The organism is Billgrantia antri (assembly GCF_017868935.1).
Taxonomy (GTDB): domain Bacteria; phylum Pseudomonadota; class Gammaproteobacteria; order Pseudomonadales; family Halomonadaceae; genus Halomonas; species Halomonas antri.
Window position 1 is genome coordinate 737,353 of the sequence record NZ_CP053383.1, and the last position, 22,595, is coordinate 759,947.

Sequence of the window (22,595 nt, forward strand, 5' to 3'; positions counted from 1 at the left end):
GCATGAGCCAGGACACGTTGTCGGTAGTGTTACGCTGCGTACGATTGCGCGGTGCAGTTTTCTATCATGTCGAAGGCGATACTCGCTGGGTCAGCGAATCTCCCTCGGCGCTTGAAATTGCCAATCTCATCATGCCGGGCGTCGAGCACGTAATGGCCTATCATGTGCTGACCCAGGGTAGTTGCTGGGCATCGGTCGTCGACGAACCGCCAGTCGCCTTGCACCAAGGGGACGTCGTGATCTTTCCGCGTGGTGATCCGCATGTGATGTCGAGCGAGCCTGGCATGCGCGGCCAGGTAGATCTCACTCCTTATGCCCTTCCGCGCCCCGAACAGCTGCCCTATTTCGCCAGCCAGCGCGGCAGCTCATTGCAAATGTCGCGCCTGAATCCCGAACAGGAGCAGCACAGTGCTACCCTGGTGTGTGGTTTCTTTGGCTGCGATGCCAACCCTTTCAACCCTTTGCTGGACAGCTTGCCACACCTGCTGCACGTTCGTGCCAGGGAGGGGGCCGACGATTGGATCGCTCACTTCATTCGCTTCGCCTTGTCGGAATCGATCCACAAGCGACCGGGGGGCGAAGCGTTGCTCGAGCGCCTCAGTGAGGCCATGTTCGTCGAGCTGATGCGGCGTTATCTGGACACGATGCCGGAAGGCCAGCCGACCTGGCTGGCCGGTCTGCAGGATCGATACGTGGGTCGTGCTCTGGCATTGCTGCACCAGCGGCCGGGAGATGCCTGGACGATCGACAAGCTTGCCGCGCGCACCGGATTGTCTCGCTCGGCACTGCATGAACGCTTCGCTCGCTTTACCGGTCACGCGCCAATGCATTATCTGGCCAAATGGCGCATGCAGGTGGCTGCCGGCCTGCTGCGTCAGACCAACGCTTCGGTGGCATCGATCGCCCTCGAGGTCGGCTACGAGTCGGAAGCGGCTTTCAGCCGGGCCTTTCGTCGAGAAACGGGCCTGCCGCCGGCAACATGGAAGCGACATCAAGACCACCTGGCTCGCTGAGGGGCGTGAAAATGTATATCGCGAACCATCTTCTATACTGGGGAAGGATAGGGACATCCCGCACGGACGGGATGACGGTCGTCTGAATAGCCAACCAACGGAAGGAGGACGTCATGACACAGACGGTAACGGCAACCTATCTGGATCTCATGAAGGCCACCAACGCCTACGACGAGCTCATCTCCAAGAATTTTCCGCGCGAGAAGCTCCACTTCGACAAGGAGGCCAATCAGATCAAGGTGATCGTGCCGGACGAATCGAAACCGGAGGCAGAGGAGATTCTCAGCCGCCATCAACCGGACGATCTCTGGTCTCGTCCCTTCGAACAGCACTGATTCGTCACTCTTGACGTACAACTGAACACTTCACGTTCAAAGGAGGCTTGCGTTCTGGCGTGCGGCCTGTTCATCGAGCGAGCTGGCACGCCGGTACGCTTCGCGCTCACTGACCCGTGCCCAATAATCGGCAAAGGCGGGACATGACTCCAGGCTGCCGAACTGAAGCCCCCAACCGATGTGTGAACCGAGATAGACATCGGCAGCGCTGAAGTGCGGGCCGGCAATGAACTCGTGAGCGCTGACGGCTACCTCGAGGGTTTCCAGTACCGATTCGATGCTGCCATAGCCGACCCTGCCCTGCTGCGCGATATTGGGCTCCATTCCCAGGTCGCGATCGGTGATGGCGGCCTCCAGCGGGCCCGCGGCGAAGAACAGCCAGCGGTAATAGGCGCCGCGTTCGGCGAGAGGCGGCGCCAGGCCGGCTTCGGGAAAGGCATCCGCCAGGTAGGCGCAGATGGCGGCACATTCGGTCACCACCGTTTCGCCGTGGCGTATCGCAGGCACCTTGCCCATGGGATTGATGGCAAGGTACTGGGGAGACTTCATGGGGGAGCCGAACGCCACGACCTCGGTATGGTAGGCAGCGCCGACCTCTTCGAGCATCCAGCGGGCGATGCGCCCACGAGACATGGGGTTCGTATAAAGAATCAGTGGGTCGGTCATGTCGGGTCCCTCCAAGCGCGCTTAGCTCAAGATAGCAGGTCCCGTCGGTAACGTAACAGAACGGTTAAACGGTAGTTCAATCGGGCTCGAGCAGGCGTGGCCCCGAGCCCTCGGCGGCAAGCTGGTCTTCAGGGTTACGCAGTGGGCAATCCTCCATCGATAGGCAGCCGCAGCCGATGCAGTGGTCTAGCTGGTCGCGCAACTGGGCGAGGCGGGTAATCCGCTCGTCCAGGGCGTGTCGCCAATTCGTCGAGAGCCGCTTCCAGTCGGCGGCGGTGGGGGCGCGAAAGTCCGGCAGGTCCTCGAAGGCGGTACGGATCTCGGCCAGGGGAATGCCGGTACGCTGGGCGACCTTGATGATCGCCACACGACGTAGCACGTCGCGCGAGAAGCGGCGCTGATTGCCGGCGTTGCGGCGACTCTTGATCAGCCCCTTGGCCTCGTAGAAGTGAATGGCGGATACCGCCAGGCCGCTGCGTTTCGCGACTTCGCCGACGCTGAGATCGCGTTGGAGGTGGGCTGGCATCTTCCGTCTCCCTGGCTTCGTCTGGGGAGTCGTTTTTAGCGTTTCATCAGGCATTGGGCAAGCCATCCAGGAGAAACAAGTTTACCGATAAGCGTTCATGATGGGTAAAATCAGCAAGTTTGATTTTTCCCTCGTGGAAGAGACTCGTAAGGTTTCAGCTCGCTGACTTTAAAAATTTTACTTGCTCTTCTTGACCTCAATTTAAGTTTAGGTTTTAGCCTGAAGCCTGTCATCTTTCGTACTTCCCCTGACGATGGAGTTGTCATGTTCCGTTACTTCGAAACCCTGGTGAATCCCTATCCCTCGGGGCAGAGCGGGACACCGCCGCGAGGGCTCGGCGCGTTCATCCTGCATTTCTCGCGTCCGCTGTTGCCGCTGCTGGTGGCGATGGCGCTGTTGACGGCGCTGGTGTCCGCTGCCGAAGTGGTGTTCTTCAGCTACATGGGCGATCTGGTGGACTGGCTGTCGGGGGCCGAGCGCGAGGGATTCTTCGCCGAATACGGCTGGCGTCTGGCCGGCATGGCGGCCTTGGTGGCGGTCGGCCTGCCGCTGTTGACTCTGCTGCAGTCGCTGGTGATGCATCAGGGCATCTTCGGCAACTATCCCATGCTTGGCCGCTGGCTGGCGCACCGCCACATGCTCAGCCAGAGCCTGGCCTTCTATCAGGATGAGTTCGCCGGACGCGTCTCGCAGAAGGTGATGCAAACTGCGCTGGCGATCCGCGAAACGGTCACCAAGCTGCTCGACCTGATGGTCTACGTGCTGGTCTATTTTGCCGGCGCCATGCTGGTGATGGGGCAAGCCGAGCCCTGGCTGATGCTGCCGCTGGTGGTGTGGCTCGTGGGCTACGTGGCGATCCTGCGCCACTACGTGCCGCGGCTGCGCCGGGTTTCCATGCAGCAGGCCGATGCGCGGGCGGTGATGACCGGGCGTATCGTCGACAGCTACAGCAACATCCAGACCATCAAGCTGTTCGCCGACACGCGGCGTGAGCAGGGCTACGCCCGCGAAGCCATGGAGCAGTTCATGGTGACGGTACACCGCCAGATGCGCCTGGCCACGGGACTCACCGTGAGCCTGACGCTGCTCAACTCGCTGCTGCTGGCCGGTGTGGCGGCCGTGGCCATCGGCGCCTGGTACCTCGAGGCCGTGTCGCTGGGCATCATCGCCGTGGCCATTGCCCTGGTGATGCGCATTCGCTTCATGTCCAACTGGATCCTGTGGGAAGTGGCGGGGCTGTTCGAGAACATCGGCACGGTACAGGACGGTATCAACACCATCGCCCGTGAGCCGGCGGTCAAGGACGTGCCCGGGGCCGGCGAGCTCACGGTGCCGCGCGGCGAGATTCGCTTCGAGGCACTGCGCTTCGGCTACGCGCGTCCCGACGGCGAGACCAACCGGGTCTTCGATGGCCTCACGCTGAACATCGCGCCGGGCGAGAAGGTCGGGCTAATCGGCCGCTCGGGGGCCGGCAAGTCGACCCTGGCCAACCTGCTGCTGCGCTTCTACGACCTGGAGGGCGGCCGCATCCTGATCGATGGTCAGGATATCGCCGGCGTCACCCAGGAGTCGCTGCGCCGCAAGATCGGCATGGTCACCCAGGACACCTCGCTGCTGCACCGCTCGGTGCGCGACAACATCCGCTATGGCAGCCCCGACGCCAGCGAAGAGGAGATCTGGGAAGCGGTGCGCCGCGCCCATGCCGATACGTTCATTGACGAGCTGGTGGATCTCGAAGGGCGTCGCGGTCTGGATGCCCATGTCGGCGAGCGTGGGGTTAAGCTCTCCGGGGGCCAGCGGCAACGCATCGCCATCGCCCGGGTACTGCTCAAGAACGCCCCGATCCTGGTGCTCGACGAGGCCACTTCGGCGCTCGACTCCGAGGTGGAGGCGGCCATCCAGGAGCAGCTCTATGCCCTGATGGAAGGCAAGTCGGTGATCGCCATTGCCCATCGGCTGTCGACCATCGCCATGCTCGATCGTCTGGTAGTCATCGACGAAGGTGTCATCGTCGAGAGCGGTACCCACCAGGAGCTGCTGGCAAATCGCGGCCTCTACGCCTCGCTTTGGCGGCGTCAGTCGGGTGGCTTCCTGGGGCTGGATACCGAGGAGGAAAGCGAACGCGGGCGTGGAGAGCCGCTGGACGTGGCGCCCTGAAATGCGGCGCCTGGTCGAATCACGCGGTCTCGTCGATGGCCTCGGCCGGTGCGTCGGTGGACACCGGAGGCCGCCACGGCTCGGGCGCCGACAGGCTCTCGATGCGCATGCTCTCGACCACGAAGTCGACGAAGGTACGCACCTTGGGCGAGATGAGCTGCCCGCCCGGGAAGACGGCATTGAGCTCCACTTCGGGGCCCTCCCAGCCTTCGAGGATGCGCCGTGGCCGCGTGGCTTCCGCAGCGAGGCAGACGACGAACTCGTTGGCGAGCATGATGCCCTGTCCATCCTCGAGCATGCCGCGCAGGGCGAAGGGATCGTTGGCGATGGCGACCGGGTCGACTTCCACCTCGACGCTTTCCTGGCTCGCGCTGTTGCGTAGCTGCCAGACATGCCGTTGGCCGCGCTGGTCCATGGCCTTGGCCAGCACGGCATGAGAAGCCAGGTCCGCCGGTGTGCGAGGTTCGCCATGGCGAGCGAGGTAACTCTCGCTGGCGTAGACGAACGAGCGGAAGCGGGCCAGGGGGCGGGCCACCAGGCTGGAGTCCGGCAGGGCGCCGACCCGCAGCGCGACGTCGATCTGGTTGGCGACCAGGTCCAGGCGCTCGTTGGAGAGCACCAGCTCGATGCGCACCTGGGGGTGCAGCTGGCGGAAATCCCGTATTAATACCGAGGTGAACTCGGTGCACATGGTGAAAGGGGCTGTGACCCTGAGCCAGCCGCGCGGACTCTCCTCGAGGTGATGCACGGCCTTCTCCGCCTCGCCGAGGTCGCGGGCGATGCGATTGCAGTAATCGAAGTAGATGGCGCCGGCTTCGGTCAGGCTCAGCCTGCGGGTGGTGCGGTTCAGCAGGCGGGCACCGAGGCGGCGCTCCAGGTCCTGCACCTTGCGGCTGACGGTGGTCTTTCCAAGGCGCAGCTGCTTGGCGGCGGCGATGAAACTGCCCTGCTCCACGACCTTGGCAAAGATCAGGGCATCGTTGAGGTCTTGCAGCATGGTCATTGTCCTGTGCCGTGCTTGCAATGTCAGGGGAGGGCAACACTGCAGGGCGAGAGTCGACGAGAACGGCCGCACGGGAACTGTCCCGCCAATGGGACAGTATTTCCCTGTTGGCCCGACTAATCAAGTGACCGGTAACCCGATATGGTGATGGTCGGCAAAGTGGCAGCTGTCGATTTATCACTCCGACAAACGACATTAATTAAAACAGGCAGAAAGAATTAAGAATAGTGAGGCAGGGGGCGAGCATCGCTGGCTGAAAAGAATACCGACACTGCTAATTGCGATTTGTACTGGGAGAGTTGAAACAATGAACGTCCACAAGATGTTCGCAAATCTAGACGGCCGGCGAGCGTTCATGGTTACCGCCATGTTGGCCGGTCTCGTCGTTTTGACAGGATGTGAAAGCCAGGCCGATGACCAGGGAAACGCCGAGCAGGGGCCGCCGCCGCCTCAGGTCAGCGTGGCCCAGGTGCTGGTCGAGGACGTGGAGCTGTGGGATGCCTTCACCGGCCGTATCGAAGCGGTGGAAACCGTCGACCTGCGGCCGCGCGTGTCGGGCTACATCGAGAGTGTCAATTACACCGAAGGCCAGGAGGTCGAGAAGGGCGAGGTGTTGTTCACCATCGACCCGCGACCCTACCGTGCCGAGCTGGAGCGGGCCGAAGCCGAGCTGCAGCGGGCCCAGGCTCGCGCCGAGCTGGCGCGCAGCGAAGCCGCCCGGGCCGAGGCGTTGGCCCAGAGCCGCTCGATCTCGCGCGAGGAACTGGACCAGCGGCGTGCCGCGTCGGCTACCGCCGAGGCCGACATCCTCGCCGCCCGGGCCATTGCCGAAACGGCCAGGCTCAACATGGAATTCACCGAAGTGCGCGCGCCCATTGCAGGGCGTGCCGGCCGGGCATTGGTCACGCCGGGCAACCTGGTCTCCGAGGCCTCGCCGTTGACCCGGATCGTCGCCCTCGACCGGGTGCACGTGCACTTCCACAGCGACGAGCTGGCCTACCTGCACTACGACGCCATGGCACGCAACGGCAGCCAGGCGAGCTTCCGCGAGGGCGGCATTCCGGTGCGCGTGGGGTTGGCCAACGACGAGGACTACCCCTACCGAGGCGAGGTCGATTTCGTCGACAACCGCCTCGATGCCGAGGCGGGCACCATTCTTACCCGCGCCGTGCTCGACAACAGCGAAGGCCGCTTCGCCCCGGGCATGTACGCCCGCGTGCAGCTGCTGGCGGGGAGCGCCGAGGACACCCTGCTGATCGACGACAAGGCTGTGCTCACCGACCAGGACCGCAAGTACGTCTATGTGGTCGACGAGGAGGGGCGCGCCATGCGCCGCGACGTGCAGCTGGGCCGCATGGCCGACGGACTGCGTGTCGTCGCCGCCGGTCTCGAACCCGGCGACCAGGTGGTCGTGAACGGCGCCCAGCGGATCTTCTTCCCCGGCATGCCGGTGGCGGCGGAGAGCGTCGACATGCGCGGCCAGGCCGAGGGAGGCAACGAGCTGGCCGCCACGCACTGACCGCCAGGCTCCACTGCCCGATGTAACAGAACAAGCGCTATAAACCCTGAACGATCTTCGGCGCGGACGTGGCTGTCCGCGCCGGGAGGGAGTCTTGTCATGGATTTCGCCAAGTTCTTCGTCGACCGGCCGATCTTTGCCGCGGTGCTGTCGATCCTGATCTTCATCGCCGGTGCCATTACCATCCCGCTGCTGCCGGTCAGCGAGTATCCCGACGTGGTGCCGCCCACCGTGCAGGTGCGTGCGGTCTATCCCGGGGCCAACCCCAAGGAGATCGCCGAGACGGTGGCGACACCGCTGGAGGAGGCGATCACCGGGGTCGAGGACCTGATGTACATGAAATCGGTGGCTGGCTCCGACGGGGTGTTGGCAATGACGCTGACCTTCCGCCCCGGTACCGACCCCGACGAGGCCCAGGTCCAGGTGCAGAACCGTGTCGCCCAGGCCCAGGCGCGGCTGCCCGAGGCGGTGCGCCGCCAGGGGGTGACCACCGACAAGCAGTCACCCGACCTGACCATGGTGCCGCAGCTGATCTCGCCCGACGGTCGCTATGACAGTACCTACCTGCGCAACTATGCGGCGCTGCACGTGCGCGATGAGCTGGCGCGCCTGCCCGGAGTGGGCCAGGCGATGCTGTTCGGTGCCGGCGATTACGCCATGCGGGTGTGGATCGACCCCGATCGAGCCGCCGCGCGGGGGCTCACCGCGGGCGACATCATCGCCGCCATCCGCGAGCAGAACGTGCAGGTCTCAGCGGGCCAGCTCGGCGCACCGCCGACGCCTACCACATCGGACTTCCTCATCTCGATCAACGCCCAGGGCCGGCTGACCACCGAGGAAGAGTTCGGCGACATCGTGGTCAAGGCGGGTAGCGATGGGCAGATCACCTATCTCTCGGACGTGGCGCGCATCGAGCTCGGCGCCGCCGAGTACTCGTTGCGTTCGCTGCTGGACAACCAGCAGGCAGTCGCCATCGGCATTTTCCAGGCCCCCGGCTCCAACGCCATTGCACTCTCCGATGCGGTGCGCGAGAAGATGGAGGAGCTCTCCCAGCGCTTCCCCGAGGGCGTGGAGCACACCATCGTCTATGACCCCACGGTGTTCGTCCGCGACTCGATCAAGTCGGTGATCAAGACGCTGCTCGAGGCGGTGCTGCTGGTGGTGCTGGTGGTCACGCTGTTCCTGCAGACCTGGCGCGCCTCGGTGATCCCGCTGCTGGCGGTGCCGGTGTCGATCGTGGGTACCTTCGCCGTGCTCTACCTGCTCGGCTTCTCGATCAATACCCTGACGCTGTTCGGCCTGGTGTTGGCCATCGGCATCGTGGTCGACGATGCCATCGTGGTGGTGGAGAACGTCGAGCGCAACATCGAGGAGGGGCTCGCCCCGCTGGCGGCGGCCCACCAGGCCATGCGCGAGGTGAGCGGTCCGATCATCGCCATCTCGGTGGTGCTGTGCGCGGTGTTCGTGCCGATGGCCTTCCTCGAAGGCGTCACCGGCCAGTTCTATCGCCAGTTCGCGGTGACCATCGCCATCTCCACGGTGATTTCGGCGGTCAATTCGCTGACGCTGTCGCCGGCGCTGGCGGCGATGCTGCTCAAGCCCCACGATGCGCCGAAGGATCGCCTGTCGAGAGTGATCGACTTCCTGTTCGGCTGGCTGTTCCGCCCCTTCAACCGTTTCTTCGCTGCCAGCTCGCGGGGGTATCAGCGTGGCGTGGGGCGCAGCCTGCGTCGGCGTGGCGCGGTGTTCGCCGTCTACGCGCTGCTGCTGGCCGGCACCGGCGTAATGTTCCAGATGGTGCCGGGCGGTTTCATTCCCACCCAGGACAAGATGTACCTGATCGGTGGCGCCAAGCTGCCCGAGGGGGCCTCGCTCGACCGCACCGAGGCGGTGATCCGCCGCATGACCGATCTGGCACTGGAAACCGAAGGCGTGAGCTCGGCGGTAGCCTTCCCCGGGCTCAACCCGCTGCAGTTCACCAACACGCCCAATACCGGCACGGTGTTCTTCGGTCTCGACCCGTTCGAGTCGCGCTCGCGCAGCGCCGAGGAGATCGTCGGCGAGCTCAACGGCAAGTTCGGTTCCATGCAGGAGGCGTTCAGCTTCGCCTTCACCCCGCCGGCGATCCTCGGGATCGGTTCGGGGTCGGGCTTCTCGCTGTTCATCCAGGATCGCGCCGGGCTGGGCTACGGTGAACTGCAGCAGGCCGTTGACGGCTTCAGCGGTGCGCTGATGCAGACGCCGGGCATGGGCTACCCGATCACCTCCTACCAGTCCAACGTGCCCCAGCTCGACCTGCACGTCGACCGGGTCAAGGCCAAGACCCAAGGCGTTGCGCTGACCGACCTGTTCGAGACCCTGCAGGTCTATCTCGGCTCGGTCTACGTCAACGACTTCAATCGCTTCGGGCGCACCTGGCAGGTGATGGCCCAGGCCGACGGCGACTACCGCATGGACGTGGAGAACATCGATCGGCTGCGCACACGCAACGCCTACGGCGAGATGGTGCCGATCGGCAGCATGATCCGCGTCGACCGGACCTTTGGTCCCGATCCGGTGATCCGCTACAACGGCTACCCGGCGGCCGACCTGATGGGCGAAGCCGACCCGCGGATCCTGTCGTCGAGCCAGGCCATCGAAGTGGTCGAGCAGCTTGCCCCGGCAGTGCTGCCGGCGGGCATGGGCTTCGAGTGGACCGACCTGAGCTACCAGCAGGTCAACCAGGGCGGGGCGGCACTGGTGGTGTTCCCGCTCGCCATCCTGCTGGTGTTCCTGGCCCTGGCCGCGCTCTACGAGAGCTGGACGCTGCCGCTGGCGGTGATTCTGATCGTGCCGATGTGCATGCTCTCGGCGCTGATCGGCGTGAAGCTCACCGGCGGTGACAACAACATCTTCGTGCAGGTGGGCCTGGTGGTGCTGATCGGCCTGGCGTGCAAGAACGCCATTCTGATCGTCGAGTTCGCTCGTGAACTGGAGCTGCAGGGGCGTGGCATCGTCGAGGCGGCGCTGGAGGCGTGCCGCCTGCGCCTGCGCCCGATCATCATGACCTCGATCACCTTCACCGCCGCGGTGGTGCCGCTGATGCTGGCCGGCGGTGCCGGCGCCGAGGTACGCCAGGCGCTGGGCACGGCGGTGTTCGCCGGCATGCTTGGTGTGACCCTGTTCGGCCTGTTCCTCACCCCGGTGTTCTACGTTGCCCTGCGCAAGCTGGTTACGCGTGGGCAGGCCGAGCCCGGCGACGCACAGCCCGTGGAGGGGGCTTACCATGCTTGATCTGGCCAAACGTAAGAGAACCATGCGTAACCTGATGCCGTTGCCGCTCGCCCTCGCGCTGGCCGCCTGTGCGGTGGGCCCCGACTACCATGCACCGGCCCTGACTGAATCGGCCAGCCTGGTGCGTGCCGAGCCGGGGCTGGTCACGACGCAAGCCGTCGAGCGCGACTTCTGGCGTAGCTTCGACGATCCGCTGCTGAGCGAACTGGTCGAAGAGGCTTTCGACGCCAATCACGACCTGCGCATTGCCCTGGCCCGCCATGATCGCAGCCTGGCACTGCTGCGGCAGTCACGTCGCGACCTGGCGCCCAGTGTTACCGCCGAGGCCGGTGCCGCCCACCAGCGTGCCAGTGCCGACCAGATGCCGCAGGCAACGCGTTCCCAACGTGACTTCGAAAGTTACGACGCCGGCGTCGCCGCGCTGTGGGAGCTCGATTTCTTCGGCCGCATACGCCGTGCCGTGGAGGCTCGGCAGGCAGAGGTCGAGGCTTCTGCCGCCGATGTGCGCGCCATGCAGGTGGTGGTGGTCGGCGAGCTGGTCGATCAGTACATGCGCCTGCGCGGCCTGCAGGAGCAGCTGCGAGTGGCCGAGGCCAACGCCGAGAACCAGCGCGAGTCGCTGGCACTGGTCGATGCGAGGTTGGAGGCCGGACGCGGCACCGAGTTCGACAGCGTGCGCGCCCGGGCGCAGCTCGAGAGCACGCTTGCGCGCCTTCCGGCACTGGAAGGGGAGATTGCCGCCATCATCCATCGCCTGGCGGTGCTGACCGGGCGCGAGCCGGGAGCGCTGATCGCCAGATTGGAGCAGCCGGCACCGATGCCGACGTTGCATGACCAGGTGGCCGTCGGGCTTCCCGGCGAGCTGCTGCGTCGGCGTCCCGATATCGCCGCGGCCGAGCGGCGCCTGCATGCCGCTACCGCCAGCATCGGCGTGGCCACCGCCGACCTCTATCCGCGTTTCACCCTGAGCGGGCTGCTCGGCACCCAGGCTGCCAGCACTGGCGACCTGTTCAGCCGCGACAGCGAAACGCGGCTGGTGGCGCTGGGTGTGGATTGGTCGTTCCTCGACAGTGGCCGGGTGCGCGCGCGCATGGCCGCCGCCGATGCCGATGCCGAAGCCAACCTGGCGCGCTACGAGCAGACCGTGCTGCTCGCGCTGGAAGAAGCCGAGACGGCACTCGCCCGCTACGCCCAGGCACTGCGCGAGCGAGAACATCTGGAGGCCGCTGCCGAGGCCAGCGCCGAGGCGGCCCGCCAGGCGCGGGTACGTTTCGAGGTGGGCGTGATCGACTTCTTGGAAGTGATCGATGCCGAACGTTCACGCCTGGACGCCGAGGACGGTCTGGCTCAGAGCAACGTGCGTGCCGCCACTGCCCTGGTGGGGCTCTACCGCGCGCTGGCCGGCGGCTGGAAGGAGCGCATGGACGAGCCGCGCCACGCGAGTGTCGAATCTGCGCTGACCTCCACCTGAGGAGGGCAAGCCTCTGGCTTGCCCTTTGAAGACGAACCGGCACGGTGTGCGCCGTGCCGGTTCATGTTGTTGCATGCCCCTCCCGGCCCCCTTCCTGTCATGATCGCCCCAGTAAGCACTCGCTGACCTGCAACGGTCGAGAAGGCTACACCATCCCCAAGTTTCTGTTATGCTGCCTGCCTTCCTTTTACCCTCGGTTCGTGCCTTCAGGCACTCCCGCTTCGCTTGCTGCCCGCCTCGGCATCGCTCAATTTCTTTCAGGTCTCTTTCCGTGTCCGACTCCTCCAACGACGGGGTTTTTGCCTCGCTGCCGCTGGCGCCAGAACTGCTGGCCAATCTCGATTCGCTCGGCTACCACGCCATGACGCCGATCCAGGCCGCAAGCCTGCCTCCGGTGCTGGCGCGGCGTGACGTGATCGCCCAGGCCAGGACCGGCTCGGGCAAGACCGCCGCGTTCGGCCTGGGGCTGCTTTCACGCCTCGAGATAACGCGTTTCCAGGTTCAGGCGCTGGTGCTATGCCCCACCCGTGAGCTGGCCGACCAGGTGGCCGGCGAGATCCGGCGGCTTGCACGCACATTACCCAACGTCAAGGTGCTGACCCTATGCGGCGGGGCTCCCCTGGGCCCGCAGCTCGCCTCCCTGGCGCATGGTGCGCATGTGATAGTGGGTACTCCAGGAAGGGTGGAGGAGCATCTACGCAAAGGCTCGCTCGACCTCGCTGCACTCGAGACCCTGGTGCTGGACGAAGCCGACCGCATGCTCGACATGGGCTTTCAGCCCAGCCTGGAGGCGATCGTCGCCGCGACGCCGGCCAGCCGTCAGACCCTGCTGTTCAGCGCCACCTTCAGCGGCGAGATTCGGGCCGTCGCCCAGGGGCTGATGCGCGACCCGGCCGAGGTGGCGGTGAGCGAGAGCCATGACGAAAGCACCATCCGCCAGCGCATCTACCGGGTGGCGGACGAGGCCGAGCGCTTCGAAGCCTTGCGTGGACTGCTGTTGCAGCATCGGCCGCATTCCAGCGTGGTGTTCTGCAATACCAAGCGCGAGACCGATGAGGTCGCCGAGGCCCTCTGCGCGGCGGGTTTCGCCGCCTTGGCGCTGCATGGCGATCTGGAGCAGCGCGATCGCGAGTGTATCCTGGTGCTGTTCGCCAACCACAGCGTCTCCATCCTGGTGGCCACCGATGTGGCGGCACGTGGGCTGGATATCGCCGCGCTGGATGCGGTATTCAATTACCAGATCGCTCGCGACCTCGAGGTTCACGTACATCGCGTCGGGCGAACCGGCCGTGCCGGCGGCTCCGGTATCGCCTGCACCCTGGTCAGCGAGAGCGAGGCTTATCGCCTCGAGCGGCTCAACGAGTTCCTTGGCGAGCCCCTCGAGGAGGCGCAACTGCCGCCGCGCAACGTGCTGGCACGGGAGCCTTTCCTGCCGGAGATGGCGACGCTGCAGCTCGACGGCGGCAAGAAGCAGAAGGTGCGCCCTGGCGATATTCTCGGCGCGCTGACCGGCGAGGGTGGCATCGAGGGGAAGCAGGTGGGCAAGATCAAGGTGCTGGAGCGCAGCGCCTACGTCGCCGTGCAGCGCGAGGTCGCCAAAGCGGCGCTCGCCCAGCTCGGCACGGGCAAGCTCAAGGGGCGCTCGTTCCGCGCCCGGCGTGTCAGCCGCTAATAGCCGCTGAGATCAGAAGGAGGATAAGTGAAGGTACCCAAGCGATTGCAGCCGCTGATCGACGACGGCCTGATCGAGGCGGTCGAGAGCCAGCTGATGAGCGGCAAGGAGGCCCAAGTCTACGTGGTACGGTCCCACGGGGAGCGCCGCTGCGCCAAGGTCTTCAAGGAGGCGAAGCAGCGCAGCTTCAAGCAGGCGGTGCAGTACCAGGAGGGGCGCCGCGAGCGCAACAGCCGCCGCTCACGGGCCATGGCCAAGAAGACCAAGTACGGCCAGAGGGAGCAGGAACAGGCCTGGCTCAACGCCGAGGTCGATTCTCTCTATCGGCTGGCGGCGGCGGACGTGCGGGTGCCGCAGCCCTACGGCTTCATCGACGGCGTGTTGCTGATGGAGATGATCAGCGATGCCGAGGGCTTCACTGCCCCGCGGCTGGATGACGTGACCCTGAGTGCCGATCAGGCCCGCGAGTACTACGCCAAGATCCTGCGCGACGTGGTCAAGATGCTGTGCGCCGGCCTGGTGCACGGCGATCTTTCCGAGTTCAACGTGCTCTTGGCCGCCGACGGTCCGGTAATCATCGACCTGCCCCAGGCGGTGGACGCCGCCGGCAACAACAGCGCCGAGTGGATGTTCGAGCGCGACGTGGACAACATGCGGCGCTACTTTGGCCGCTTCGCCCGGGAGCTGCTCGGTACCGACTACGGCAAGGAGATCTGGGCGCTCTATGAGTCCGGCGACCTGCATCCGGAGAGCCGGCTGACCGGCTGCTTCGAGCATGACACCAGCGCCGTGGACGTGGAGGAGCTGATGAGCGTGATCGACGATGTCCGCGAGGAGGAGGCCTATCGCCAGGGGGCGCGCAACCGCGGCGACGAGCCCGGCGTGGAGGAAGCCGCCGAGGAGTGGCGGGAATCCCAGCGGGAGCGTTGAGCCGAATTGGAGTACCCTTTCGAAGCATCTCCAATAACCGAGCGAGGATCGCCATGTCGTTGCGTAAGACGTTGCCCATTCATCCCGGACGCTGGCTTGCGATTGCCTTGGCCCTGCTGTTGGCAGGGTGTCAGATGCAGCCGCCGGAGCCGCCCGACGAGGACAAGGCGGCCATCGACCGCATGCTGGGACTGATCGACGAGCGGCTCGACGTGGCGCCGCTGGTGGCCCAGTCCAAGTGGAACAGTGGCGCGCCTATCGAGGCGCCCGAACGCGAGGCGCAGATCCTCGAACAAGTGGCGGAGGATGCCGAAGCCGCTGGCGTCGACGAGGATTTCGCCCGGCGCTTCTTCGAGAAGCAGTTCGAAGCCAGCAAGCAGATACAGCGGCGCCTGCACCATCAATGGCTGCAGGAGGGGCGCTCGACCTTCGCCGACCCGCCCGACCTCGCCGAGGAGGTGCGCCCGGTGCTGGATCGCCTGACCCCGCAGCTCATCGATTCACTGGCCGACATACAGCGTATCGCCGCGGTCGAAGGTTCAGGGCGCTATCTTGAGCGGCGCGCGGCGGAGCTGGTTCAGGACGACTTCGATGGCGAGCCGCGTGACGTCTCGATCCAGCCGTTGTTGGAGCGCCTGGCACGGTAGTGCTTGGCTAGCTTATATCCCTGCCCACCACTCGTAGCCGCGGTCCTCCCAATAACCGCCCCGGCCGCGGCCGAGGTGGGCGAAGCTCTCCACCAGTTCGATGCGCATCACATACTTGGCCATCTTGTAGCCGAGCTGGCGCTCGGCTCGCAGCCGAACCGGGGCACCGTTGGCGATGGGCAGGTCGCGGCCGTTCAGGCCATAGGCCATCAGCGTTTGTGGATGGTAGGCCTCGATCATGTCCAGGCTTTCGTAGTAGGCGTCGCCGCCGCGGTAGCGATCGGCACAGTGAAAGACTACGAAGCGCGCCTCGTCCCGCACCCCGACCTGATCCAGCAGGTCGCCGAGTACCACCCCGGTCCATTGGCCGATGCAGCTCCAGCCCTCGACGCAGTCGTGGCGAGTGATTTGGGTACGCGAGGGCATGCTCCGCAGCTCATCGAGCGAAAAGCGCTGCGGACGCTCGACCAGCCCGTCGATCGTCAGGCGCCAGTCGCGGAAACCGTTGGCTGCCAGGCGTCGGTAGGCGGCCTCCTGCGGGTTGGTGGTGCCGTTGGCGCGAAAGGTCGGCGCGATGTCCTCGGGCGAATATTCACGGGCGAGGGATTCGCGCGAGGCCAGCAGGCGCTGGGCTTTCTGCGTCAGGGCACTGCTGGCATCGAACAGCCGGCCCATGGTGTCGCTACGCGACAGCCGGTCGCAACCCGTCAGCAGCACGGCGGACGCGGCCAGCAGCGAGCGGGTCAGAAAGCGTCGACGCCGAGGATCGGTGGGGCTATTTTTGCTGTTCATCGAAGTGAGCCTCCTCGCTCGCGGGCAGGGCCGGGGGTAAGCGATAGCGCCCGGTGATCATCGAGCGCAAGTTGTTGGCGACGCCGGAAACCAGCACCAGCACGATGTGGATCAGGAAGAACCCCACCAGGGCCAGGGCGCATAGGAAGTGGATCGTGCGTGCGCTCTGGCGGCCTCCGAAGATATCCAGCAGCCATGGCCAGGCGGCATCCATGGTTGGTGACATGGTCAGCCCTGTCAGCACGACCAACGGCATGACGATGAACAGCACCAGCAGGTAGGCAAGCTTCTGCAGCAAGTTGTAATGGCGCGCTTCTTCGCCGCGCGGAAAGCGCAGCCGCAGGTGGTCGTAGAAAGTATGGTGGAGGGTTCGCCATTCCTGACGGCGTGGCAGCAAACGTCGCCTTAGCTGACCGCTGAGCACCAGATACGCCAGGTAGGCGATCAGCATGGAAGCGAAGACCCAGGCGGCGAGAAAGTGCCATTGGCGACCTGAGGAGAGCCAGCGCGGGCCGGGCAGGGTCGCCCAGGCCGGGAAAGCACGTCGTTCACGGGCTTCATCCGGGCCGGAAAGGCCCAGCACCCCGGTAGTATCGAAACGGTAGGGGCCGACTTGGGTGATGCCGCGCAACTCGCCGTCGTCATCCGTCGCGGCGTGAATCGATAGCGCCGGGCTGGCGAAACTGGAATCCTTGCCCCAATACAAGGCGGGGTGGGCATTGAAGATCTGCAGGCCACTCATCAACAACACCAACAGACAGGCGGCATTGACCCAATGCCAGACCCGTGTGAAGGCGCCGTGTCTCTTGATGACCGTGGCAGATTGGTTCCTGTTCGTGTCAATGAATGAGTTGAAGACACGCATCGCGGCACCCTCCTGCGAGCGAAGATCGAGAAAATCGGCCGGTGGAGGAAGTTACAGACGAGCACCGGCCGATACCGCGAGCCGTGCTTCACATGGCATCGTCATCCGACATCATGTCGTCTTCCTCCTCCATCATGTGATCGTCTTCCTCCATCATTGCGCCATCGTCATGCATGGCATCTTCTTCCATCATCGCGCCTTTCTCTTGCATGGCATCGCTGTCCATGGCGTCACTGCCCATTTCATCGCCGCTCATGGCCTCATGCTCCATGCTGTCGCTTTCCATGGGTTCGTCGGCCAGGGCGGCGGTCGGCAGCAGCAGCGCCGTGGCGAGTAGGGTGGCAAACAGCGCGGTCTTGGGACGGTTCAACGGGTTCATCGGTTTGCACCTCTTGTTTGGATTGGCCGCCAGCGTTATGCCGGAGCGGCAAGGGTCACACTAGTCAGGCGCCGCCATGGGTTCATCACGGAACCATCACGTCGTGATATCTTTTCTCGTGATAATTTCGTGATGTAGCAGCGTCGCTGTCGTTCTAGAGTGGACGCAGGCAACGGGCGGGAGTCTGGCGATGAGCTATCGAATCCTCTGTGTCGAGGACAATGCCGAAATTGGCAGGCTGCTCACCGAATCGCTGGAGGCGGCAGGGTATGCCTGTGACTGGGTTCGCGACGGCGAGGCGGCGCTGGCATTGCTCGGTGCCGAGGCGGCGGGAGTACGTTATGACCTGGTGACGCTGGACTTGATGCTGCCCGGGGTGGATGGCCTGGAAGTGTGCCGCCAGCTACGTCGTCGCGACAGCTTGACGCCGGTGCTGATGGTGACTGCCAAGGCGGCGATCCGCGACGTGGTGGTGGGGCTGGAGATCGGCGCCGACGATTACGTTACCAAACCCTTCGCCATGCCGATCCTGATGGCCCGGATCCAGGCCCTGCTGCGCCGCGGTCAGCGCCAGGCACCCAGTGACGACGGCATCGTCAGCACGCCGCCGCTGGTCTGCGGCCCGCTGGTCATCGATGCCGACCGGCACCGGGTCCAGCTCGATGGCAAGCCGCTTCAGCTCACAGGCAAGGAGTTCGCGCTGCTCTCGCTCTTCGCGCGCCATCCCGGGCGCAGCTTCAGTCGCGGCGAACTGCTCGATCATGTCTGGGGCGAGGAATTCGATGGCTACGACCACACCGTGAACACTCATATCAATCGTCTGCGCAGCAAGATCGAAGTCGACCCGGCCAGACCGCGTTTCATTCAGACCGTCTGGGGCGTGGGCTATCGCTTCGCCGAGACATCGGAGTGCCAGGGCTCGCCGCCGTCCGGGCCGGGCGCCGAGCGCTCATGAGGGGATTGCTGCGCCGTTGCGGGCGGCTGGGTCGCAGCCTCTATGCGCGTATCGCGCTGGTCTATCTGACCAGCCTGTTGCTGCTGTCGGTGGCCACCGCCTGGATCGCCATCAGCCAGTTCAACCAGCTCACCCGGGAACTGCAGCAGCGGATGGAGATCGATCTCGCCAAGAATCTCGCCCAGGTCATGCAGCCGGCCTTGTGGCAAGGTCCCGAAAGCGCTGCCGCACGCGACATGGCCCGCCATATTCTGTCGATCAATCCCTCTTTGTCGCTGTATGTGCTCGATGAGCAGGGCAGGGTGATCGCCGACTACGCCGAGCCGGCCTGCGGAGTGGGACGACGGATCGAGGTTCGGGCGCTGGAAACCTTGCTGAGTGAAGAGCCGATGCTGCCCGTGCTGGCGACGGCGCCCTGCGGTGCCGAACCGGGAATCTTCTCCGTCGCGCCCATCCAGCATGGTGAGGCACGCCGCCAGGGCTATCTTTACGTCGATCTCGCCAATGCCGGCCAAGCGTCGATGTTCTCCATGCTGCGAACCAGCTCCATTACCCGCACCCTGGTCGCGGCCGGGCTGATGGCGCTGCTGGTGTCGGGGGTCTTCGGCCTGGTGTGGTTCGCGCTGTTGACCCGGCGCTTCTCGCGCTTGACCACGGCGGTACAGCGATTCGCCAACGGCGACTACGGGCAGCGCATTGCCGCGCCCCGCGACGACGAGCTGGGTCGCCTGGCCCGGGCCTTCAACGACATGGCCGGGACCATCGAGGCACAGCTCCAGGCCATGCGTGAGACAGATCGCCAGCGGCGTGAGCTGGTAGCCAACCTTTCGCACGACTTCCGCACGCCGCTGACTTCGCTACGTGGCTATGCCGAACAGCTGCTGGTCGCGGAAGCCGCCGACGAGGGCCGCCGGCGAATGCTGACGGCAATTCTCGACAATGCTGACCGCCTGACCCGTCTCGCGCAGCAGCTCTCGACCCTGGCGCGGCTGGACGCCGACGACCGCCCCCTGCAGTGCGAGCCGTTTGCGCTGGCCGAGCTGGCCCACGACATCGTCGGCAAGTTCCAGCATCAGGCCCGCGAGGCCGGCATCTCGCTGACGGTAACCTGCGACCCCTCGCTGCCCCAGGTCGAGGCCGACCTGGGGCTGATCGACCGGCTGTTGGCCAACCTGATCGACAATGCCCTGCGCGCCACCCCCGCCGGGGGCTGGGTGCGTCTCGACGCCGAAGCGTTGCCGCAGGGGGTGCGGTTGGTGGTGATCGATAACGGCGTCGGTATCGCCGAGGAGGAGTTGCCGCTGGTCTCCCAGCGCTTCTACCGCACCCGGGCCAGCCTCGCCAGGGGCGATGGCTCGGGGTTGGGGCTGTCGATCGTACGCGAAATCTGCGAACGGCACGGGGTAGCGTGGAAGATCGTCAGCGCACCGGGGAAGGGCACCGAGGTGAGCGTCATCCTGCCCCGTGCGTGACGCTTACCCGGGCATTCACAAGCGCCAGGTCTCGGGGTGCCCCGCCTTGAGCTTGCCCTGCTCGTCCCAGTCGTCCCAGCCGGCGAAGGGAATCGGCGCCTCGCCGTCGAGCCTTTCCAGCCGCCTTGCCCAGGCCAACTTCTCCGCTTCCAGGCGCTCACGGAACGCTGCCTCGTCCTGGTAGCTCAGCCCGCCGCCCTGCACCCCGTAGGTGACCTGGGGCGGCAGCACTCTAACGCCCAGATAGTAAAGCGAGTAGTGGATCGGCCACAGCAGTGCCACGATATGGCCGCTGCGGCCATGCCGGGTGAAGGTCGGCGCCGGGGCGCCGGTGGTCACCGACAGCAGCACCCGCTTGTCGGGAAAACGCCCCCGGTCGTAGCGCATGCGGCCGGAGTAGAGCCCGCCGTAGACGAACACTCGGTCGAACCAGCCCTTGAGCATGGCCGGCTGGGCGTGCCACCACAGCGGGAACTGCAGGATCACCAGGTCGGCATGCTCGAGCCGCTCGATTTCGCGCTGCACGTCGGCGGGCAGGGTGCCGCCCTCGAAGGCGCTACGCTGCTCGGTAAGGGGCAGGAACGCCTCCGGTTCGGCACGGTCGGTGTAATGAACCGGGCTCTCCAGCGGATCGAAACCTTCGGCGTAGAGATCCGAGACCTCGACGCGGTAGCCCTGCCGTTGCAGGGTCTCGACGGCGACGTCCTTCAGGGCGCCGTTGAAAGAGTGGGGTTCGGGGTGGCAGAACACGATCAGGGCATGCATCTTGGGTCTCCGCTTCGCTGGCCTACGTGATGCTTGCCTTCAGGCTATGCTGTACGCTGACGATCCGATATTCCCAAAGAATGACAACCGACTTTGCATATCTGAACAGCCTGCCAGGGAGGACCTTGATGAAAGCCGTGGTCTACGAGGCCTTTTCCGCTCCGCCGCAAATCCAGCACCTGCCCGACCCGACGCCGGAAACACACGGCGTGGTGGTCAAGGTGATGGCGACGGGCGTTTGCCGCAGCGACTGGCACGGTTGGATGGGGCACGATCCCGATATCCGGCTTCCCCATGTCCCGGGGCACGAACTGGCGGGCATCGTCGAGGCGGTGGGCAAGGACGTGACGCAATGGCGTGTCGGCGATCGCGTCACGGTGCCGTTCGTCGGCGGCTGCGGCAGCTGTCCCGAATGCTACTCGGGGAATCACCAAGTCTGCGACAGTCAGTTCCAGCCTGGCTTCACCCACTGGGGCTCCTTCGCCGAGTACGTGGGCATCCACCAGGCGGATACCAATCTGGTGGCCTTGCCGGAGACGCTGGACTTTGCCACAGCGGCCAGCCTGGGCTGTCGCTTCGTGACGTCGTTTCGCGCCGTGGTCGACCAGGGCAAGGCATCCGCGGGGCAGTGGGTGGCGGTGCACGGCTGCGGCGGCGTCGGCCTGTCCGCGATCATGATCGCCAATGCCGTGGGCGCCAACGTGGTGGCCGTCGACATCTCGGGAGACAAGCTCCAGCTGGCCCGTGAATTGGGCGCGGTCGCCACCGTGAACGCGACCGAGGTGGCGAGCGTTGCCGAGGCGGTCATCGAGGTGACGCGCGGCGGTGCCCACGTGTCGCTGGATGCGCTGGGACACCCCGCCACCTGCTTCAACTCGATCAGCAATCTGCGCAAGCGCGGCAAGCACGTTCAGGTCGGGCTCATGCTGGCCGATCACAGCACGCCGGCCATTCCGATGAGCAAGGTCATTGCCCATGAGCTCGAGATTCTGGGCAGCCACGGCATGCAGGCCTATCGCTACGGCGCCATGCTCGACATGATCCAGACTGGGAAGCTCTCGCCCGAGAAGCTGGTTGGCCAACGGATCGACCTGGAACAGTCGATCAAGGCGCTGACGAGCATGGACGAGTTCCAGGGTGTTGGCGTGACCGTGGTCACCGAATTCTGAGCAGCGACCGGAGCCGAGCCATGCCGGCGCTGGATGGGAGGGAGCCGTGAATGAGCAGTCGCTGCACTGGGACGACCTGCGTATCGTGCAGGCCATCGCCGAGGCGGGTTCGCTCTCCGGCGCCGGACGGCGGCTGGGAGCCAGCCATGCCACGGTCTTTCGCCGCCTGAACGCCATCGAGCGACGCTTGGGCGTGGCGCTGTTCGAGCGCTCGCGCACGGGCTACGTGCCGACCCCGGCAGGAGAGGACCTGGCGGCTACCGCGGCCCGTGTGGAGGCCGAGGTGTTGGGTGTCGAGCGCCGTGTGGCGGGGCGAGACCTGCTCCTCTCCGGCAGCATTCGCGTGACCACCACCGATACGCTGCTGATGGGGCTGCTGTCGCCGATCTTCGCCGGCTTCCAGCGCGCGCATCCCGAGATCGTTCTCGAGGTGGCGATCTCCAACGAGCTGTTCAATCTCTCCCAGCGCGATGCCGACGTGGCGGTGCGGCCCTCGTCGTCACCGCCGGAGCATCTGGTGGGGCGGCGGATCGGTACCATCGCCCAGGCCGTCTATGCTCTCGGCGATGGCGCTGTCGATGCCTGGGTCGGGCCGGACCGTCACCTGGGCTATGCCGCGCTCGACGCCTGGATGGCCGAGAAGGGGGCCAACGAGCACTGCCGTTATCGCGTCGATACCATGTTCGGCATGCTGGCCGCCACCCGTGATGGGCTCGGCCGCGCCGTGCTGCCCTGTTACCTGGCCGACGTCGAACCGACGCTGGTCCGCCTCGGCGAGCCGATTCCCGAGCTCGCCACCGACCTGTGGCTGCTGACCCACCCAGACCTGCGTCGGGTGGCACGCATTCGCGCCTTCATGGCCTACGTCGCCGAGGCCGTGCAAGCCGAACCTTGCCTCGAGGATAGACAAACAGGGTGAGCCTTGCGCTTCCGCCGGCATGATGGGCTAGTCTCTTGGCACTCTCAATGAAAGCGAAAGGCAATGA

Annotated in this window: 20 protein-coding genes; 13 read left to right on the forward strand and 7 right to left on the reverse strand. The window is 65.3% G+C overall.

The features are described from left to right. Positions 1-2: 2 nt before the first annotated feature. Entirely contained in the window at positions 3-1,013 is a 1,011-nt protein-coding gene (locus HNO53_RS03470; protein WP_209476288.1) for an AraC family transcriptional regulator, read from the forward strand. Positions 1,014-1,126: 113 nt separating this feature from the next. Next, a complete protein-coding gene (locus tag HNO53_RS03475; RefSeq protein WP_209476290.1) occupies positions 1,127-1,348 on the forward strand; it encodes a hypothetical protein in 222 nt (73 codons plus the stop codon). 36 nt (positions 1,349-1,384) lie between these two features. Here HNO53_RS03475 and HNO53_RS03480 read toward each other — a convergent pair whose 3' ends face one another. Together HNO53_RS03480 and soxR are read right to left on the reverse strand one after the other, a co-directional pair. Continuing rightward, positions 1,385-2,014, reverse strand: coding sequence for a glutathione S-transferase family protein (locus HNO53_RS03480; protein WP_209476292.1), 630 nt, complete (start codon positions 2,012-2,014; stop codon positions 1,385-1,387). A gap of 76 nt (positions 2,015-2,090) precedes the next feature. Next, positions 2,091-2,540: a redox-sensitive transcriptional activator SoxR gene (gene soxR / locus HNO53_RS03485; RefSeq protein WP_240549072.1), complete on the reverse strand. Its 450-nt coding sequence runs from the start codon at positions 2,538-2,540 to the stop codon at positions 2,091-2,093. Between the two features lie 264 nt (positions 2,541-2,804). Here soxR and HNO53_RS03490 point away from each other — a divergent pair, with 264 nt between their 5' ends. Further along, complete coding sequence (locus HNO53_RS03490; RefSeq protein ID WP_209476296.1) at positions 2,805-4,697, forward strand: ABC transporter ATP-binding protein; 1,893 nt, start codon at positions 2,805-2,807, stop codon at positions 4,695-4,697. Between the two features lie 19 nt (positions 4,698-4,716). Here HNO53_RS03490 and HNO53_RS03495 read toward each other — a convergent pair whose 3' ends face one another. Continuing rightward, on the reverse strand, positions 4,717-5,694 hold the full coding sequence (locus tag HNO53_RS03495) for a LysR family transcriptional regulator (RefSeq protein ID WP_209476298.1): 978 nt from the start codon (positions 5,692-5,694) through the stop codon (positions 4,717-4,719). Between the two features lie 313 nt (positions 5,695-6,007). Here HNO53_RS03495 and HNO53_RS03500 point away from each other — a divergent pair, with 313 nt between their 5' ends. From HNO53_RS03500 to aroQ, 6 genes are all read left to right on the forward strand, one after another. Continuing rightward, a complete protein-coding gene (locus tag HNO53_RS03500) occupies positions 6,008-7,219 on the forward strand; it encodes an efflux RND transporter periplasmic adaptor subunit (RefSeq protein WP_209476300.1) in 1,212 nt (403 codons plus the stop codon). A gap of 99 nt (positions 7,220-7,318) precedes the next feature. After that, entirely contained in the window at positions 7,319-10,492 is a 3,174-nt protein-coding gene (locus HNO53_RS03505; protein ID WP_209476302.1) for an efflux RND transporter permease subunit, read from the forward strand. 22 nt (positions 10,493-10,514) lie between these two features. Further along, complete coding sequence (locus HNO53_RS03510; RefSeq protein ID WP_209476304.1) at positions 10,515-11,963, forward strand: efflux transporter outer membrane subunit; 1,449 nt, start codon at positions 10,515-10,517, stop codon at positions 11,961-11,963. A 271-nt stretch (positions 11,964-12,234) separates the two neighbouring features. After that, positions 12,235-13,635, forward strand: coding sequence for an ATP-dependent RNA helicase DbpA (gene dbpA / locus HNO53_RS03515; RefSeq protein WP_209476306.1), 1,401 nt, complete (start codon positions 12,235-12,237; stop codon positions 13,633-13,635). 27 nt (positions 13,636-13,662) lie between these two features. Further along, entirely contained in the window at positions 13,663-14,565 is a 903-nt protein-coding gene (locus tag HNO53_RS03520) for a PA4780 family RIO1-like protein kinase (RefSeq protein ID WP_209476307.1), read from the forward strand. A 53-nt stretch (positions 14,566-14,618) separates the two neighbouring features. Further along, entirely contained in the window at positions 14,619-15,212 is a 594-nt protein-coding gene (gene aroQ, locus HNO53_RS03525; RefSeq protein WP_209476308.1) for a gamma subclass chorismate mutase AroQ, read from the forward strand. Between the two features lie 12 nt (positions 15,213-15,224). On the opposite strand, the gene HNO53_RS03530 is transcribed toward aroQ, so the two are convergent. The 3 genes from HNO53_RS03530 to HNO53_RS03540 all read right to left on the reverse strand — a co-directional run bounded on the left by HNO53_RS03530 (position 15,225) and on the right by HNO53_RS03540 (position 17,248). Next, a complete protein-coding gene (locus tag HNO53_RS03530) occupies positions 15,225-16,004 on the reverse strand; it encodes a molybdopterin-binding protein (protein WP_209476309.1) in 780 nt (259 codons plus the stop codon). Then, positions 15,988-16,869: a cytochrome b/b6 domain-containing protein gene (locus HNO53_RS03535; protein WP_209476310.1), complete on the reverse strand. Its 882-nt coding sequence runs from the start codon at positions 16,867-16,869 to the stop codon at positions 15,988-15,990. Before HNO53_RS03535 ends, HNO53_RS03530 begins: the two co-directional genes overlap by 17 nt. Before the next feature lie 88 nt (positions 16,870-16,957). Next, the gene (locus HNO53_RS03540) at positions 16,958-17,248 is read right to left on the reverse strand and encodes a hypothetical protein (protein ID WP_209476311.1); all 291 of its coding nucleotides are present in this window, start codon (positions 17,246-17,248) and stop codon (positions 16,958-16,960) included. Between the two features lie 190 nt (positions 17,249-17,438). Here HNO53_RS03540 and HNO53_RS03545 point away from each other — a divergent pair, with 190 nt between their 5' ends. Next, positions 17,439-18,203 (forward strand): response regulator transcription factor, encoded by a 765-nt coding sequence (locus HNO53_RS03545; protein WP_209476312.1) that lies wholly within the window; start codon positions 17,439-17,441, stop codon positions 18,201-18,203. Continuing rightward, the gene (locus HNO53_RS03550; RefSeq protein WP_209476313.1) at positions 18,200-19,675 is read left to right on the forward strand and encodes a sensor histidine kinase; all 1,476 of its coding nucleotides are present in this window, start codon (positions 18,200-18,202) and stop codon (positions 19,673-19,675) included. Before HNO53_RS03545 ends, HNO53_RS03550 begins: the two co-directional genes overlap by 4 nt. A gap of 15 nt (positions 19,676-19,690) precedes the next feature. Here HNO53_RS03550 and HNO53_RS03555 read toward each other — a convergent pair whose 3' ends face one another. Next, a complete protein-coding gene (locus HNO53_RS03555; RefSeq protein ID WP_209476314.1) occupies positions 19,691-20,440 on the reverse strand; it encodes an NAD(P)H-dependent oxidoreductase in 750 nt (249 codons plus the stop codon). A gap of 128 nt (positions 20,441-20,568) precedes the next feature. Between HNO53_RS03555 and HNO53_RS03560 the strand changes: the two genes are divergently transcribed. Then, positions 20,569-21,609: a zinc-dependent alcohol dehydrogenase family protein gene (locus tag HNO53_RS03560; protein WP_209476317.1), complete on the forward strand. Its 1,041-nt coding sequence runs from the start codon at positions 20,569-20,571 to the stop codon at positions 21,607-21,609. Between the two features lie 46 nt (positions 21,610-21,655). Then, positions 21,656-22,528, forward strand: coding sequence for a LysR family transcriptional regulator (locus HNO53_RS03565; RefSeq protein WP_209476318.1), 873 nt, complete (start codon positions 21,656-21,658; stop codon positions 22,526-22,528). Positions 22,529-22,595: the final 67 nt, after the last annotated feature.

Bases quoted from the DNA above. Each gene is read 5' to 3' on its own strand.
- HNO53_RS03470 (WP_209476288.1), top strand. From the start codon at position 3: ATGAGCCAGGACACGTTGTCGGTAGTGTTACGCTGCGTACGATTGCGC.
- HNO53_RS03475 (WP_209476290.1), top strand. From the start codon at position 1,127: ATGACACAGACGGTAACGGCAACCTATCTGGATCTCATGAAGGCCACC.
- HNO53_RS03480 (WP_209476292.1), bottom strand. From the start codon at position 2,014: ATGACCGACCCACTGATTCTTTATACGAACCCCATGTCTCGTGGGCGC.
- soxR (WP_240549072.1), bottom strand. From the start codon at position 2,540: ATGCCAGCCCACCTCCAACGCGATCTCAGCGTCGGCGAAGTCGCGAAA.
- HNO53_RS03490 (WP_209476296.1), top strand. From the start codon at position 2,805: ATGTTCCGTTACTTCGAAACCCTGGTGAATCCCTATCCCTCGGGGCAG.
- HNO53_RS03495 (WP_209476298.1), bottom strand. From the start codon at position 5,694: ATGCTGCAAGACCTCAACGATGCCCTGATCTTTGCCAAGGTCGTGGAG.
- HNO53_RS03500 (WP_209476300.1), top strand. From the start codon at position 6,008: ATGAACGTCCACAAGATGTTCGCAAATCTAGACGGCCGGCGAGCGTTC.
- HNO53_RS03505 (WP_209476302.1), top strand. From the start codon at position 7,319: ATGGATTTCGCCAAGTTCTTCGTCGACCGGCCGATCTTTGCCGCGGTG.
- HNO53_RS03510 (WP_209476304.1), top strand. From the start codon at position 10,515: ATGCGTAACCTGATGCCGTTGCCGCTCGCCCTCGCGCTGGCCGCCTGT.
- aroQ (WP_209476308.1), top strand. From the start codon at position 14,619: ATGTCGTTGCGTAAGACGTTGCCCATTCATCCCGGACGCTGGCTTGCG.
- HNO53_RS03530 (WP_209476309.1), bottom strand. From the start codon at position 16,004: ATGAACAGCAAAAATAGCCCCACCGATCCTCGGCGTCGACGCTTTCTG.
- HNO53_RS03535 (WP_209476310.1), bottom strand. From the start codon at position 16,869: ATGCGTGTCTTCAACTCATTCATTGACACGAACAGGAACCAATCTGCC.
- HNO53_RS03540 (WP_209476311.1), bottom strand. From the start codon at position 17,248: ATGAACCCGTTGAACCGTCCCAAGACCGCGCTGTTTGCCACCCTACTC.
- HNO53_RS03545 (WP_209476312.1), top strand. From the start codon at position 17,439: ATGAGCTATCGAATCCTCTGTGTCGAGGACAATGCCGAAATTGGCAGG.
- HNO53_RS03550 (WP_209476313.1), top strand. From the start codon at position 18,200: ATGAGGGGATTGCTGCGCCGTTGCGGGCGGCTGGGTCGCAGCCTCTAT.
- HNO53_RS03555 (WP_209476314.1), bottom strand. From the start codon at position 20,440: ATGCATGCCCTGATCGTGTTCTGCCACCCCGAACCCCACTCTTTCAAC.
- HNO53_RS03560 (WP_209476317.1), top strand. From the start codon at position 20,569: ATGAAAGCCGTGGTCTACGAGGCCTTTTCCGCTCCGCCGCAAATCCAG.